The sequence below is a fragment of the Leclercia sp. LSNIH8 genome, from assembly GCF_002920195.1.
In the GTDB taxonomy this organism is placed as follows: Bacteria; Pseudomonadota; Gammaproteobacteria; order Enterobacterales; family Enterobacteriaceae; genus Enterobacter.
In genome coordinates this window covers 92,060-107,051 of record NZ_PQJY01000006.1, presented here as the reverse complement: position 1 = coordinate 107,051, position 14,992 = coordinate 92,060, and the positions used below count along the sequence as shown (strand labels likewise).

Annotated in this window: 11 protein-coding genes; 5 read left to right on the top strand and 6 right to left on the bottom strand. The window is 51.0% G+C overall.

Going from position 1 to position 14,992, the window contains the following annotated elements; genetic code table 11:
- Window positions 1-131 precede the first annotated feature (131 nt).
- The 4 genes from C3406_RS17680 to C3406_RS17665 all read left to right on the top strand — a co-directional run bounded on the left by C3406_RS17680 (window position 132) and on the right by C3406_RS17665 (window position 8,057).
- Complete coding sequence (locus C3406_RS17680; RefSeq protein ID WP_022652144.1) at window positions 132-2,519, top strand: Ig-like domain-containing protein; 2,388 nt, start codon at window positions 132-134, stop codon at window positions 2,517-2,519.
- Window positions 2,520-2,834: 315 nt separating this feature from the next.
- On the top strand, window positions 2,835-5,291 hold the full coding sequence (locus C3406_RS17675; protein WP_022652143.1) for an Ig-like domain-containing protein: 2,457 nt from the start codon (window positions 2,835-2,837) through the stop codon (window positions 5,289-5,291).
- 502 nt (window positions 5,292-5,793) lie between these two features.
- Window positions 5,794-6,993, top strand: a complete 1,200-nt coding sequence (locus C3406_RS17670; RefSeq protein WP_022652142.1) for a tyrosine-type recombinase/integrase — start codon at window positions 5,794-5,796, stop codon at window positions 6,991-6,993.
- The gene (locus C3406_RS17665; protein WP_004883035.1) at window positions 6,990-8,057 is read left to right on the top strand and encodes a PDDEXK nuclease domain-containing protein; all 1,068 of its coding nucleotides are present in this window, start codon (window positions 6,990-6,992) and stop codon (window positions 8,055-8,057) included. The genes C3406_RS17670 and C3406_RS17665 overlap by 4 nt, the downstream gene beginning before the upstream one ends.
- A gap of 239 nt (window positions 8,058-8,296) precedes the next feature.
- Here C3406_RS17665 and C3406_RS17660 read toward each other — a convergent pair whose 3' ends face one another.
- Window positions 8,297-9,223, bottom strand: a complete 927-nt coding sequence (locus C3406_RS17660) for a hypothetical protein (protein ID WP_052134032.1) — start codon at window positions 9,221-9,223, stop codon at window positions 8,297-8,299.
- A complete protein-coding gene (locus C3406_RS26305; protein ID WP_103791450.1) occupies window positions 9,207-9,446 on the bottom strand; it encodes a hypothetical protein in 240 nt (79 codons plus the stop codon). Before C3406_RS26305 ends, C3406_RS17660 begins: the two co-directional genes overlap by 17 nt.
- On the opposite strand from C3406_RS26305, the gene C3406_RS17655 reads away from it, so the two are divergent.
- Window positions 9,366-10,397, top strand: a complete 1,032-nt coding sequence (locus C3406_RS17655) for an IS630-like element ISEc33 family transposase (protein WP_040113301.1) — start codon at window positions 9,366-9,368, stop codon at window positions 10,395-10,397. The two genes, C3406_RS26305 and C3406_RS17655, sit on opposite strands and share 81 nt — an antisense overlap.
- 5 nt (window positions 10,398-10,402) lie before the next feature.
- Here C3406_RS17655 and C3406_RS17650 read toward each other — a convergent pair whose 3' ends face one another.
- The 4 genes from C3406_RS17650 to C3406_RS17640 form a co-directional block, all read right to left on the bottom strand.
- Complete coding sequence (locus tag C3406_RS17650) at window positions 10,403-10,699, bottom strand: hypothetical protein (protein ID WP_040113300.1); 297 nt, start codon at window positions 10,697-10,699, stop codon at window positions 10,403-10,405.
- A gap of 288 nt (window positions 10,700-10,987) precedes the next feature.
- The gene (locus C3406_RS26555) at window positions 10,988-11,521 is read right to left on the bottom strand and encodes a 3'-5' exonuclease (RefSeq protein ID WP_233210575.1); all 534 of its coding nucleotides are present in this window, start codon (window positions 11,519-11,521) and stop codon (window positions 10,988-10,990) included.
- Between the two features lie 94 nt (window positions 11,522-11,615).
- The gene (locus tag C3406_RS26550; protein WP_233210574.1) at window positions 11,616-12,767 is read right to left on the bottom strand and encodes a UvrD-helicase domain-containing protein; all 1,152 of its coding nucleotides are present in this window, start codon (window positions 12,765-12,767) and stop codon (window positions 11,616-11,618) included.
- Window positions 12,768-12,769: 2 nt separating this feature from the next.
- Complete coding sequence (locus C3406_RS17640; RefSeq protein WP_103824214.1) at window positions 12,770-14,908, bottom strand: AAA family ATPase; 2,139 nt, start codon at window positions 14,906-14,908, stop codon at window positions 12,770-12,772.
- Window positions 14,909-14,992 lie beyond the last annotated feature (84 nt).

Below are 14,992 nucleotides of genomic sequence, written 5' to 3'. Positions count from 1 at the left end.
TTAAGCACTTCGCATTCCTGCTTTTATTGGCGAACATTTCACTCTTTTTTTCTTGTTTTTTATATCCCCTTCCCAGAAAAGTTAGCCTTGCTCACTTGGTATTATTGATACCTGACTGGGGGAGGATAATCATGAAATGCAGGGCGATACTTTTAGCACCACTCATAGCTTTTTCGTTTACGGCACAAGCTGAGATTGCAGAGTTAAGATTCAATGACACTCAGAATCAACCAAAGATTGTTGTTCCATCTGTGCAGTGGATTAATCCAGCAACCTCATTCGAGGCTGATGTAATCTCCGGCTTAGACCGGTACGTCCAGTTGTCGTTACTTAATGTCAACGGTGCAAGCTTGTGGAGCACGAAAAGTAGCAAAGTTACGGTTGATGACCGTATGACCTCCAGTAGCGGGTATGACTATTATGGAAAAAGGTTAAGTGTCCCTGCGTTTGGTGAAGATAATTACACCCTGAGGGAAGTGATCACAGATCTCCAAAATAATGAAATTTCTCGCCGGGACTACGTTATATCTATCGACCGCACTCCCCCTAAAACTAGCACAATTGGATATACGCGAAATGGATGGCAATATGGTAGCGAAGCCATCTTTACCAGCGTTCCTTCAGGTATGCAGTATGCCTCTGTTCAGGCTCTCGTCTTTTCAGGCCTTTCAGACAGTCGCTCTGGTCTCGACCGGGCTGAGTACTTTCTTGTCGATTCGAACGGCGTTGAACGAAAGAGAGGGGCTGTAATTAACCTGGTCGATAATTCAGTAACCGTCCAAAATACTACTGCGAGCGATCCAGCCCTGGCGCCAGCTTCTCAGTCTGAATACCGTATGGGCCTTTATGTTTATGACAAGGCAGGAAATAAAGCATCAGTAAGCAGACAAAGTGTGATTGATCGGGTCAACCCTCCTTCTGTTCTACAGGTGCTTAATACCAGGACAAATACCTGGGAAAACTACTCAGCTGGGATAACTGTTTACAGTAATCCAATATCATTGCGGGTACTCAGGAATAAAAGTAACTTTACTGCTGCTAATAAAACAAGCTTTGGGTGGGCAGATGCCAATTATCAAAGTTCTGACAGCACATATAATATTTATTCGTTCAATTTTGTTTTCCCCAGTACCGGTGATATTTATCACGAATTCCAGACACTTGCGGGAGGCGTTCGTCGGTACCATCACTCTGAGTTATCTTTCACTCCTTCCCCAACCATGGAACTTGCACCAAAGGTCACAAGCAAAGAAATTTTTCGTAGTGATACCGGTAAATGGAGCAGTGCTACTGGGAATGTAAGAACTGCCAAATTTACCCAAATACGCGTGACTACCGAACCTCGTAACTATGTACAACGGGTTGCAGCTAATTCGAACCGTAACTGGTACTGCCTTATCCCGGTAGGAAGCACTGGTTGTACCATGAACGTGGATTATACCTTTACTTCCGATAAGGGGATGCAATACATCCATCTGGTCTCAGGTAAAGACGGTACTGCTATTTATGATAATCTGGCTGGGGCATTCGTAGTGATTTGGGATAACAACCCACCGGTTATTAACGCCGTAAAAATTAACCGTATGGATAAAAATGTAACCATGACGGTTACTGATGATGACCGGATAAATGGATGGCAAATAGGAGCATGGGATACCCGAGAATTTGGCGTGGTGCTTAAAACCGAAACGGGGAATGTGATTGACCTACCCGCCAGGACATGGACAGAGAGTGATTTTAAAACAAAAAACGCGGTCATTTCCTATGCTGATCTGCCGGACGGCAAATATACCGTTCTGTCCGCCTATGCAAGAGATCTTGTGGGCAACACGGCAAACTACGTGATAAATGATTTGCTTACCATTGACTCCACTGCCCCTCTAATTTCCTACCGGTATCTGAATGATGATCCTGAAGGCAAACTGGTTAAGGGACTAGAAAACCTCAGAATTAGTGTAGCTGACCCTTCAGGTGACGCCTCGCTTGAATCACTGGTGTTGAGCGGTGGACCAAACAGTGAACAGGTGACATTAGCTTATTCCAGTCAGGGCTCAGGAGTTTATACGCCAGAGTACCCGCGTATCTTTCCCGTAATAGCAAAAGAGGATGGCATTTATACAATTGAAGCTCACGCAGTCGATGCCTCTGGAAACCGGTCCTCGAAAAAGCTCAATTTCCTCTATCAACCAGCAAACATGATCACTCTGGACAGGCTACGTACCCTTGCTACTGCGGCTGCACTAAAGACCACGGATAACCAGCCACTGGCTTTTATCCGGACAAGCGTACTTCGCCGAAAGGATGGTTCTGTCATTACTGGGCAGTTAAACGGTACGCTGTCCGTGCGGAAAGATGCTGACTTCCCGGTAAGTGTAGCTGGCGTAACCGTTGCGCCAGGAGAGACAAAGGCAATCATTTTTGATATGGGGCAGGGTGAAGAACGTATTTATTCTGTCACACCAGGAAAGAGTGGCGTTTCTGGTACATCTGAGTTTGCCGTGGAATTCCCGCAGTTCTGAATAATTTTGGGGTGTCGTTAAGTCGGCACCTTGCTGAAATATAGCCAAACCTCCACCCATATCTTTCAGTTCCCGCACTGTGGCATTTACATCAAAACATGAATTCTTGCTTACTTGTTCGTGTACGAAAAGTCACTTTTTCTCGTCCTGGTGAAGATCCATCTCAATAGTCAATCCGTTGCCAATTTTTACCTCGCCAAAGTTGTTATAACGGACATTTTCAAAAGTTTAAAGCTATGAAATACCTCTGATAACCAGCAAGGTCAGAAGAAATGATTTTGTAAAATAGGGACAAATACATCCCGGGAGCATCACATGCGTAAAATACTGACAGGCTGTATCATTGCCACGGCCATCTCTTCAACTTATCCGGCGGCGGCTCAGATTTTCAGTTATTCCTATACCGACACCAATCAGCTGGCAATGACGCTTAAGCCTGCAACGCAGAGCTATCTCAATCCGGCTGGCGCCCTGACCCTAAACTTAATTTCCGGTCTAGACCGGTACGAACGTGTGACTGTAACCAGGGACAGTGATAAAAAGGTTATGTATTCGGGACTAACGGCCAAGATAAGTGTTGCAGACCGCATTGTTGCTGCCGACGGCACAGAGTATTACGGAAAGGACATGGGGTTACCTGCACTTGGTGAAGGGTCTTTCACGGTAATCAATGACACGCTAGATCTCCAGCAAGCCGTCGTAAGTTCCACAACGTATCGTTTCACCATCGATACTACAGCGCCGAAGTACACCAGCATATACCCAAGCCAGAACGCAGGCTATGACATGGTCCTGAGTGGACCACTTTGGGAGCTCGGTCGCGGAGGTTCTGGCCAGTTTTCCATCTTTGCTGACGGCGTTGATGATGCGTATGGCATAGACAAGATCCGGTTGGTCATCAAGCGCAGCAATGGAACAGTCGTTTCCGATAATACACTCAGCTACGACACGGCGGCAAAACGTGCCTTTTACCCCTGGATAAAGGAAGCGGTCACTCAACCTGGCATGCCCACCAGCGATCTCAATGAAGAATTCACCTTCAATTTTATCATCACTGATAAGGCCGGAAACACGCTGAATATTCCTCCGCAGCGCTTTTTATTTGATGACCAGATAGGTGAATATACGCCCTTTGCGGTCCATGACTCACGAGTCAGTACGAGTGTGGTTCCAGGGATCTCTTCAGGGTACGTACCGTTTGTGCGGGGGCTCTCTGTACTCGAAAACCCGTACCGGATGGTCATTCGTATTCCCCGAACTAACTGGCAGCCATACCGTAACGGCGGCATCACCATTCTTAACAATTATGGCGGCTCTAAGGTTATTTCAGAAGACACGACCTATGTGTACGTAGAAGTGAAGCTCCCACAGGGTACTCTGGATGGAAACTACTATCGCCCTGTGAACAGGTACCAATGGGCCGGTGGCGGTCTGACTCAGTACGCCTCCTGGCTGAACTGGGACCCGGCGGCGGTAAAAAGTCCTGCGTGGGGGAGTCCTGCGATTGAGCGACAGAAGTCTGACGGCACTTGGTTCAATAGCGTCGACTGGAAAAATTTTCTGGCTTCAGATATGCCGGTGAACCTAACCAAGATCCGTTTCACTGTGCAAGCACGCCCCTACGAACAAGCAATTACCGGCAGTGCCACCTGCAAGATCCCTGCCGGGTCAACGTCGTGTACTGTCGACCTGACACAGGCGATTACAAACGGTACCACCGGCTATATACATACTGCCTATGAAGTGCGTTCGACAACCGAGTCCACCTTCTTCATGCCGCTCTGGGAAAACATCGCCTGGCATACAAAGGGGCCCACAGTTACTGGCTACAACTACAATGATGCGACCAACATTCTTCAGGTATTCGTCAACGAGCCAGGAGACGGATGGTATTTCGATGCCGTTAAACTGAGCCGGGTGTGGTTGTCTGACAAATCCCGCAATAACGCGGATATCAACGTGACAGGAAAACAAACGGGGCGTAACACAGCAACCGGGAATTATACTTACGACTTCAACCTGAAACAGATCCCGGAGGGCAGCTATAACGTGCAGCTCAACGCCCAGGATTCTTTCAGCAACACGGGAAGCTTAGCCTACAAAACCGTGACGGTCGATAACTCGCCGCCGTCCATCAGTATCAACTACGAAAACAAACCTATCACCAGCAACGTGACAGTGTTCGGCTTGGAAAACGTCCGAATTCAGCTCGCAGATACTCTGACCAAACCCTCGTTAACTCGCATGACGCTTCGAGGTGGACCGGTATCTGATGCTGTTGAGTTGTCCTGGGTAAATCTCGGAAATGATCTCTATACACCGAATTACCCGAAGATCTTCCCGTCACTTAATGACGGTGAAACCTACACGTTGACCGTGTATGCCAAAGACGAGATGAACAACGTTAAAGAAAGCGCCGTCGAATTTAACTACCTGCCGAACAACCTGGTACGTCTGGAGAACCTTAAGACCATCTCCGTCAGTACCGCCCTGAAAACGTCCGACAACACGCCGCTGGCTGTACTGTATGCCAGCCAGCTGCGCAAGAAGGACGGTTCTATCGCAACAGGGAAACAGGACGCGATACTGACGGTACGTAAGGATGCGGCCTTCGGCGTTACGGTGAATGGGGTTTCCGCAGCACCAGGGGAGAGCAAAAACGTTCAGCTGGATCTGGGTCTGGGTGACAGCCGCAGCTTCCCGATTTTCCCATCGATTTCCGGCGTCAGCGGAACGTCAGAATTTATGCTGAATATCGAGGAACTGAAGTAAAAGCGAGGCAGGGTGACCCGGTACCGGGTCACCCTTTCAAGGTAATGGCACCGCGATGATGATTATCCCATCTTATCCAGATTCCGGTCACAGGTTTATGCACCGTTTTTGTGGATAACCTGATGTCCCATCACTAAAACCGCAAATGAAACTGGCCTGCCGCTCTCTGCGGATCTGCCCATACACCTACCCGTCAGCATGGATCAACACATCATTCACCCGGCATAGTGGATTTGGGCAACTCTCCTAACCGGGAAGCGTGTTGCTTTTCATCTTTAGCCACGAAAACCCATCCTTAAGAGGCGCCTAAACGGGAGGCTTTTTTATTTCACCATGACTCCAGCACCGAAATTCGCTGGACTACGCTACAGCCCGATACAGCAGGTTTATCAATGACTTAAGCGAGTTCAACATATGCCGGTGCTTTCCGAAACCTGACCTGACTTCCGACCGCCTGACTCCTATCCGGCCCTTGGAATCCAGGTCTTTCCAAGGAGTCATCATGGCTAAGATCAAACTCACTAAGTCCGCTGTCGATGCGGCGCAACCCCAGGCAGAGGCCGTCGAACTCCGGGACACGCTGGTCCCCGGCTTCCTGTGCAAGATTACCCCGGCGGGTCGCAAGGTGTTCATGCTCCAGTACCGGACGAACGCTGGCGAGCGCCGCAAGCCCTCGCTAGGACTGTACGGGGAGCTGACCGTCGAACAGGCGCGGTCGCTGGCGCAGGAATGGCTGGCCCAAGTCCGCCGAGGCGGAGATCCCGCCGCAGAGAAGGCGGAGGCGCGCCAGGCACCTACGATCAAGGAGCTATGCACGAAGTTCATGGAGGACTACTCCAAGAAGCGCAACAAGCTCAGCACCCAAGCCGGCTATCAGGCTGTCATCAATCGCAACATTATTCCGCTGCTGGGACGCAAGAAAGTTCAGGACGTGAAGCGTCCTGAAATCGCCGGACTGATGGAAAAGCTTTCGTACAAGCAGACCGAGGCGAACAAGGTATTCAGCGTCTTGCGCAAGATGTTCAACATGGCCGAGGTATGGGGCTATCGGCCCGACGGTACCAACCCTTGCCGTCACGTCCCGATGTTCCCTGCCGGCAAATCGACTCACCTCATCAGCGACGAAGAAATGGGCAACCTGTTCCGACAGCTCGACAAGATCGAGTCGGAGGGGCTGGAGAACTACGTCATCCCTTTGGGAATCCGCCTGCAGTTCGAGTTCGCCGGCCGCCGCTCGGAAATCATCGCGCTGGAATGGAACTGGGTTGACTTGCAGAACCGGCGCGTCGTCTGGCCTGACAGCAAGACAGGCGGCATGTCTAAGCCCATGAGCGAGGAAGCCTATCGGCTACTCTCGACGGCACCCCGGCAGGAGGGTAGCCGCTATGTGCTGCCTTCTCCTAGCCACGCTGGCAAGCATCTAACCACGGGCGAGTATTACGGTGGCTGGAGCCGTGCGCTCAAGGCGGCTGGCGCTACGCACGTGGGCACGCACGGCATCCGCCACCGTTCGGCGACCGACATTGCCAATTCGGGCATCCCGGTCAAGGTCGGCATGGCGCTAACGGCGCACAAGACCGTCGTCATGTTCATGCGCTACGTCCACACCGAGGATAAGCCGGTGCGAGAGGCGGCCGAACTGGTGGCGAATCGGCGTAAGACGATCACCGGGATGCAGGGAGCCAAGGAGGTGGCCGCATGACCCGGCGCAAGGCATCCGTCTCAGCGCCAGCAGCGCCGCCCGCGCTGCTGGGCGACATCCGGGCACTGATCGAAGCGTCGCGCCAGCGCGTCGCCTCGGCGGTCAATGCCGAGCTGACATTGCTGTTCTGGCGCATTGGCCAGCGCATCCATACGGAAGTGCTTGCCGGGCAGCGGGCCGGGTACGGCGACGAAATCCTGCCGACCCTGGCGGCGCAGCTTGTCCGCGACTACGGACGTAGCTTCGCGGACAAGAACCTGCGCCGGATGGTGCAGTTCGCCGCCACCTTCTCGGACGAGCCAATTGTCGTGACGCTGTCACGACAATTGAGCTGGTCGCATTTCGTGGCGCTGCTGCCGCTAAAAGACCCGCTCCAGCGGGACTACTACGTGCAAATGGCCAGCGCCGAACGCTGGAGCGTGCGGACGCTACGCGAGCGCATCGACTCGATGCTATACGAGCGCACGGCGCTGTCCAAGAAGCCGGACGAGACGATCACGCAAGAGCTGGCGGCGATGCGCGATGCGCAGCGCATGTCGCCGGCGCTGGTCATGCGCGACCCGTACATCCTCGACTTCCTGGGCCTGCGCGATACCTGGCAGGAAGGCGACCTGGAAGCCGCGATCATCCGCGAAATGGAGTCTTTTTTGCTGGAGTTGGGCGCGGGCTTCTCTTTCCTAGCCCGGCAGAAACGCATCCAGATCGACGACGAGGATTTCCACCTGGACCTGCTGTTCTATAACCGCAAGCTGCGGCGGCTGGTGGCGGTGGAGTTGAAGATCGGCGAGTTCAAGGCAGCATACAAGGGGCAGATGGAGCTTTATTTGCGTTGGCTCGACAAGCACGAACGCGAACCGGAGGAAGCCTCGCCGCTGGGCATCATTCTTTGTACCGGCAAGAAGTCAGAGCAGATCGAGTTGCTGGAGCTGGACAAGTCGGGCATCCACGTAGCCGAATACCTGACGACCCTGCCGCCGCGTGCGGTGCTGGGGGAGCGGTTGCAGCAGGCGACCGAACGGGCGCGGTTGCAGATCGAGCAGCGGCAGCCTGGCGAGAAGTCCTGACAGCAGCATCTGTCCAACCGTACACCCAAACCACAGCACGAGCATGTGGCAACGGATCTCTTGCTCTATCGAGGCTCCATGCTAGTGTGGAATCGCCATAGGCCGATAAGGAACTGGCCTGCGGCTCAAGGATGCGCTGGGGCTAGTGGGCGCGAGCGCCCAATCACATGATTATCGCGGGCAGCAGCGCCATGTTCTATGCCGATCGCTGTTTTAATTAAATATCTCAAACTATAAAGTCAGTTAATTTTTTCAAAATATTCACGAATCAAGTCATCATTTTTTAAATACGAATCGAGAACCTGAAACAGAAAAAGATCCCCGCTAATATTTATATCAAACGGGATCATTGAGTTATCTATTTTGAATGTCTTTATTTTTCTATGCCCCTTGATGTTGGCATTGCTCAATCTTTCTTGATAGCTATCCAACGTATATACGATAAATTCGTGATCCAAGTGAGTTATAAAAAAATCATCGCCTTTTGAACTGTATTCAAGATGGATGACTTGCGTTACGACGTCGTCGCCTGCCACCTCAAAGTCCTCCATCAATTCTTCAAAAGTCAAACTTAGCTTCTCTGCGTCATGGTGAATCCATAGATTGTTCTCATATTTATCGGTGGAGTAGAACTTTGACAATCTAGGAAGGGAAGATATTTTCAATCGCAACGGAGCGCCAAACTCCATCTCCTCCATTGCAGGGACATAATCGGAGACGTAATCAATCCTGAATGCTATTTCGGACAGCATTCCTTTTTCAATGAGTTCCTCGATAGAGGTAAGCAGCTTCCTCGGAACTTTTATCCAGAAGTGTCGCCCTATGCGTTCATCGCGTATTGTCTGACTATCCTTGTCGTTGAATATCTGAATATTCTCGTTCAGGCTGACAAGACTATATTTAGAGAACTGAGCATCTTCCTTTCTTATGTCAATTCCAATTTTCTCGTACTCACGTTCAACTACCTTGGAATATTTTAGCTCCAGCATCTCAGCCCTCCCCATGATTGATTGGTGCTTGGAATAAAAAATGCAGCCAATGCGATAATTTGCGTAATTTTCTTTTATGTACGAAACACCATCTTCGTCATGGATATGCTTGTAGGAATTGTTGAGAATTTCTAGCGATCCCGGATACTCGTTGAGATAATTATTTAAGTAGTCCATTAAATGCTGGATTGTCTTTATAGCCAATCGCTTGTCCACTAAATAGCTGCGCGGAATAGTAGATCACTGAAAGGGAACTCAGCCCGGATTGTGCGATCTGATCAATCGCCAAACCAACCAAAATCACCAACCGGGCTGAGCGATGCCGATCATAGTACCAATACCCCGTGGCGAACGACGCCTGATGCAGAAAGCTATTCATAAAACGCGTGATAAAAATCATGCCCGCAGACTCACGGCCATGCTAATGCTTCATCGGGGTGAACGGGTCAGCGATGTTGCCAGAACTCTCTGTTGTGCCCGTTCATCCGTTGGTCGCTGGATTAACTGGTTTACGCACTCAGGTATTGAAGGCCTGAAATCCTTACCCGCAGGGCGCTCCCGACGCTGGCCTTTTGAACATATCTGCACCCTGTTACGTGAGCTGATAAAGCATTCTCCCGGCGATTTTGGTTATCAACGTTCACGCTGGAGCACCGAATTACTGGCATTAAAAATCAATGAGATAACCGGTTGCCAGTTACATGCAGGAACCGTTCGCCGCTGGTTGCCATCTGCGGGGCTTGTATGGCGCAGGGCCGCGCCAACTCTGCGTATCCGTGACCCACATAAAGATGAAAAGATGGCGGTAATCCACAAAGCGCTGGATGAATGCAGCGCAGAGCATCCGGTATTTTATGAAGATGAAGTGGATATCCACCTTAATCCTAAAATCGGTGCGGACTGGCAGTTGCGCGGACAGCAGAAACGGGTAGTGACGCCGGGGCAGAACGAAAAATACTATCTGGCCGGCGCACTGCACAGTGGCACGGGTAAAGTCAGCTACGTGGGCGGCAACAGCAAAAGTTCAGCGCTGTTTATCGCTCTGCTGAAGCACCTGAAAGCCACTTACCGGCGGGCGAAAACAATCACGCTGATCGTTGATAACTACATTATCCATAAAAGCCGCGAAACACAGCGCTGGTTGAAAGCAAATCCCAAGTTCAGGGTAATTTACCAGCCGGTTTACTCGCCGTGGGTGAATCATGTGGAACGGCTATGGCAGGCACTTCATGACACGATAACCCGCAATCATCAGTGCCGCTCAATGTGGCAGTTACTGAAAAAGGTCCGCCATTTTATGGAAACCGCCAGCCCATTCCCCGGAGGAAAACATGGTCAGGCAAAAGTGTAGCGGTATTAGGCGCAGCTATTTAGATCAAGCTGTGGCCCATAAAACTTGGCTGCGTTTGGATGGTCGCGTTTGGCTTCAAATTCTTTCAGAATGGCCGCCTTTTCATTCATGCAGCCCTCCGTATAAGCACGCATTACGTCTGCCTGAAAGCTCTCATTTGCCAGAGAGGTTTGGATGAGGGGAAGCAATTTCTTGACAAAGATCGGGTCTTTATTAAGAAAGACGTAGCAAAATTTCCCAAAGCTGAATAACGCGATTTTTTCCGAAGAAAATTCATTGATTTCTTCAAAGATATTTTTCATATTTTTTACTCAACTCGCCGTAGTCCAAATAGTAAGCGACGGAACCTTGAGCGTCTCCACTTTGTGGATCGCGCTGCTCCACGTTCGCTATTCGCTCATCCCTGACGGGACTGGCATTCGCCAGCCCTCCACGGCCCGACACTGTGATCCGGGCCTGCGCGCTCCGCTTGCATGTTGAGCTGGCGACAGCAGGGCATGCAGAGCGAGCCGCGCGCAGATGATTCAGCCAAACGCTAAACAAAGCTGTAGGGCATCCCATAGAGAGCGCGGTTGCGCTACTCGTGATTTCTATGGAATTTGATCGTATCCAAAACTGCATGAGGCAAGCTTGCGAGTTACTTGATACTCTTCGCCAGAATACTGGCGAACTCGACCTCGTTCCGAAACAAGGTGCAGGTTCTTCCTTGCCCGCGAACCAATGACATACAGCAATTTCATCGCGCTTTCTTGACCGTTCGGATCATTGAAATGCGGCACCATATCTTCTAATAATGCATAAGCGATCACTGCATCGAACTCGGCTCCCTTGACGCCGTGTATCGTCGAGATGGTGATTCCAGTCCTATGCTGAAATACCTTCCTGAATGTCTCAATATCGCCTATAAATTCGCTACCTTCACTCTTCAATCGATTTACCCGGGCTTGCGAACTATCGAAGAAGGCAACGTGATGCTCTTGAAGCAGCGTGAAAAGGCGAAAGTCGATTGCTAAGTTTGCAAACAGACGCTCGAAAAATGCGCTCAAGTAGGTAAGACCATCTGTTTCATCGATCTTAATTGCATTGCACTCCCTCAACAAGGACCTCCGCGTGAGCTTCGACACGCTAGCCCCGGCCGCCTCTAGGTCATTCAGAATCTCCCCGGCCCACCGCAGTCTGCGCACATACATTCCCGGCGATGCCTGAGTAAGTGCAATCTTAGAAAGCCTGTACCAGAAATTCTCTGTGTCCCGTGCAAAGGGAACCATACCGGGGCCATCGAATGAGTACTCCGGCATGCTGGCGACCAAACGACGTGTCATGCTTGCAAGATGCGTCCACTGTGGCGGGTGAGATGCCCATAGTCTCAATGTTGAAACGGATGAGCCGGATGAGCTCAGCGTCCAGATCATTTTTGCTCACTGTGTCGTCGAATGAAATAAGGCTTGGGTACGCCTTGTCCTCGGATGCGGCTTCGATGCGTGTGTTGTGAACGTTGTAGTTTCCGAAGTACTCAATGATGCGCTCAGAAGAACGGTAGTTCCGCGACAGTTCGAGTTCGTCCAAATCGATATTGGCCATCGCCTTGAAATCCTCGAAGGCAATCGGATATCCGCCAAGCGATTGATAAATCGCCTGGTTAGGATCTCCGACAATAAAGGCCTTGGTCGCACCTTGACCAGCTTTCAGAATGGCGGTGATGATCGAATACTGAATTCGTTTGGTGTCCTGATACTCGTCGATCAGCACGAAAGAGAACAACTGTGCCAGAAGAGTGCTGATCGCAGGATGACGTGCGATCAGTTGGTACGCATAGTAAAGAATGAGCTCAAAGTCTAGCTGCCGACTTTCGTGCAGAATCTCAAAATACTTGCCCAATATGACGTGAAGACCCGAATGCTTCCAATCTTGTGGGCAGGAGAGCACATATCCAGTTTCGGTGTAATAAAACTCACAATCCCAGAATGTTATTTTTGGCTTCTGGTAAGGCTTGCACAATGCCTCCAGGATTTTCTCGCGCTCATGCTGATCGATCACACGGAAGCCTCGATCCAACGCTTCGTGATAGATGCCGTACGGTTTCAATATCCATTCAAGACAGAACGAATGTATCGTTCCTATCCATAATCGGGATGTATCCACCCCAAGGCTCTCAATGCGCTCGTGGATTTCGTCGGCGGCACGGTGCGTATAAGTGATGGCAACGACAAACTGCTTGTTCGATTTCAGCCTGGACAACTCATAGGCGATTTTGTAGGTGAGCGTGCGCGTTTTCCCGCTGCCCGGGCAAGCGATGAGAAAGACGCTCCCTGGCTTCAGAATGGCTGCTTCCTGCTCGGGATTCAGATCATCTTTGTTCCACATGAACATGATCAGAACACCGCGAGTACATCGTTGATGCGATCATCTGGGAACGTGGCAAGCATCTCGTTTCGGATGCCGACGAAGTCGATGTCTCCATTTCGGAAGGCCAGCAGCTTGGCCCTAAAGTCGTCGAATACGGCAGACGCAGTGAAGATATCTTCTGCATCGATGTAGTTCACGCGGTAGCTCAGCACGTTAAACCAGACTTCCTTAGTGACCACCGGATGCGCAAAAGCGATGGCGTCCAAGATGTACTTCGGAATGGCGGTCTGCGGATCGATCTTCTTTCCCAGCAAGATGGCAAACCATCCCTTGCCGTAGTTGTCCGCCATGGTCAATGCGCGCTGACCGAACAACGCGATGTCCGCTGATTCGAGCTCCGCCTTGGCCGTCGCGATGGTTGGTGCATCCTTGTAGACATCAGGAAGGATGCCGACCACCTTACGCGCATTGCCGGCGGCAATGAAGTCGACCTCGAAGGTATGGGGGGCAAAGAATGGAGAAACCCACCCGTTATCTTTGAAGGTGTCTTCCAATAACGCTTTCCTGGCGAGCCCTTTTTCCTGGGATGCCTGATACTTGCCCTTGCGCCGGAGCAGCCCTTCGGAGTCTCCCGCCGCCGGCGTTGTGTCAATGATGGACTTGTCAAGGTCGGTGACGATGCTGCACCGCTTCCGGATTCGGGCATCATCGAAAAGAACCGCGACGTTCTGAAATCCAGTGCTGCGGATATTAATTAAACTGATGCCGAGTTCATCAAGGCTGACGCCTAGCACGTTCTTGATCAGGATCGGAACGAGAATTTCTTCTGCATCGCCCTCCACTAAGAGGACGCTCTTGGCAAACAACAAGTTGCTACGGACAGCATCCAGGTAGCGTTGAATGTTGCCGATCTCTTCTGGGTTTAGGCCAATTGCAGGCTGGTATGCCTCGCAACGATCACCTTCTCTGCCGAGGATGTTCACGTTCTGAACATTGCTGACCTCAGAGATGTGCGTCGAATGGGTCGAATAAATGATCTGTGTGTCGTCGTATTTGAGCTTGTCGAACAGTGTTTTCTGGATATGTGTGTGAATGTGAGCTTCCGGCTCTTCGATAAGCAGAAAGTTGGCGATCGACTGTTTAGCCTTTTGATACTTGAATTCAAGCAGTTTCAACGTGAGGAATATCAGGTTTGCTCCACCAAGGCTCAGCTCGTGGATCGGTCCTTCGTGGCTCTCCCCCGATTCGCCAACGAACAGCTTGAGCGACTGGAACAACTTGTCAGCTTCGTCTGGCAGATCCGACTTGATAGAAAGAGAAGACGGCGAATACGCCTCACCCGCCGCATCCTTGATGGTGTCTCTGATATCCGTCCGGACGACCTGCACGTCTGGCAACGCTTCGATGGAGTCATTCAATGCCTTTACCCCGTCGGTGATAGCCTGGAACGCCACGGGGTCGATATCGCCGCTCTTGCCCTTCAGAAGCGAAAAGAGCGGATTTGTCCGGTTGTTGTGAAATTCGGAGACGACGTCCCGTAGCGCCTGGACGAAAGTGAACGAAATTTCTTTGGAGACGGACAGCACGTTCGGAATCTTCGCGCCGATAACACGAAATTCAACCTCTTCATTGAATCGAACATTCGCGAAGTCGCCGACCACATCCTTATAGAAGGCCTCGTCGTTGAAGTCGGCTTCACTCCGACCTGTGAAAATCGTTTCATAGTCGTCGATGGTGACCGGGTTCAGGATAGCGTCGAGGCCTGCCTGATCACCATCGTTCAATTGAGAAAGTCGCAGCCTGATTTCCTTCTTCGGACGAAAGATCAGGTTGTAAGTGGCCTTGCCGTTCGCCTCTTCCTCAATTACGCCCGTCCCATGTCGGAAGAGCGCCTGCACTGATTCATCCGCAGAGATTTCCTCAAACTCAAGACTGATGATGATCCAATGTCCCTGCCAGCGCCCTAGGCCGCGATGAAAGTCGGTATGCTCCAGCCGGTAGGCAGAGCGAATCATGTTGTCATCAAGCAGCAATCTGATTGCGCGAAAGAGATTGGTTTTGCCAGATCCATTTTCGCCGATGACAGTGTTGATACCCTTCTGGAACAGCAGCTTCGTGTTGGGAAAGTTCCGGTAGTTGACCAGGCTGAGCTTGGATATATGCATTTGATTCAATCTTGTTGTTGAAATCCACATGCCGATCGGCCGATGGATTGGTTGAACACTGCAGCCATTGATCCCAACTACGGA

Excerpts from the sequence above, each read along its gene's own strand:
- C3406_RS17680 (WP_022652144.1), top strand. The coding sequence starts at position 132 with ATGAAATGCAGGGCGATACTTTTAGCACCACTCATAGCTTTTTCGTTT.
- C3406_RS17675 (WP_022652143.1), top strand. The coding sequence starts at position 2,835 with ATGCGTAAAATACTGACAGGCTGTATCATTGCCACGGCCATCTCTTCA.
- C3406_RS17670 (WP_022652142.1), top strand. The coding sequence starts at position 5,794 with ATGGCTAAGATCAAACTCACTAAGTCCGCTGTCGATGCGGCGCAACCC.
- C3406_RS17665 (WP_004883035.1), top strand. The coding sequence starts at position 6,990 with ATGACCCGGCGCAAGGCATCCGTCTCAGCGCCAGCAGCGCCGCCCGCG.
- C3406_RS17660 (WP_052134032.1), bottom strand. The coding sequence starts at position 9,223 with ATGGACTACTTAAATAATTATCTCAACGAGTATCCGGGATCGCTAGAA.
- C3406_RS17655 (WP_040113301.1), top strand. The coding sequence starts at position 9,366 with ATGCCGATCATAGTACCAATACCCCGTGGCGAACGACGCCTGATGCAG.
- C3406_RS26305 (WP_103791450.1), bottom strand. The coding sequence starts at position 9,446 with ATGATTTTTATCACGCGTTTTATGAATAGCTTTCTGCATCAGGCGTCG.
- C3406_RS17650 (WP_040113300.1), bottom strand. The coding sequence starts at position 10,699 with ATGAAAAATATCTTTGAAGAAATCAATGAATTTTCTTCGGAAAAAATC.
- C3406_RS26550 (WP_233210574.1), bottom strand. The coding sequence starts at position 12,767 with ATGTTCATGTGGAACAAAGATGATCTGAATCCCGAGCAGGAAGCAGCC.
- C3406_RS17640 (WP_103824214.1), bottom strand. The coding sequence starts at position 14,908 with ATGCATATATCCAAGCTCAGCCTGGTCAACTACCGGAACTTTCCCAAC.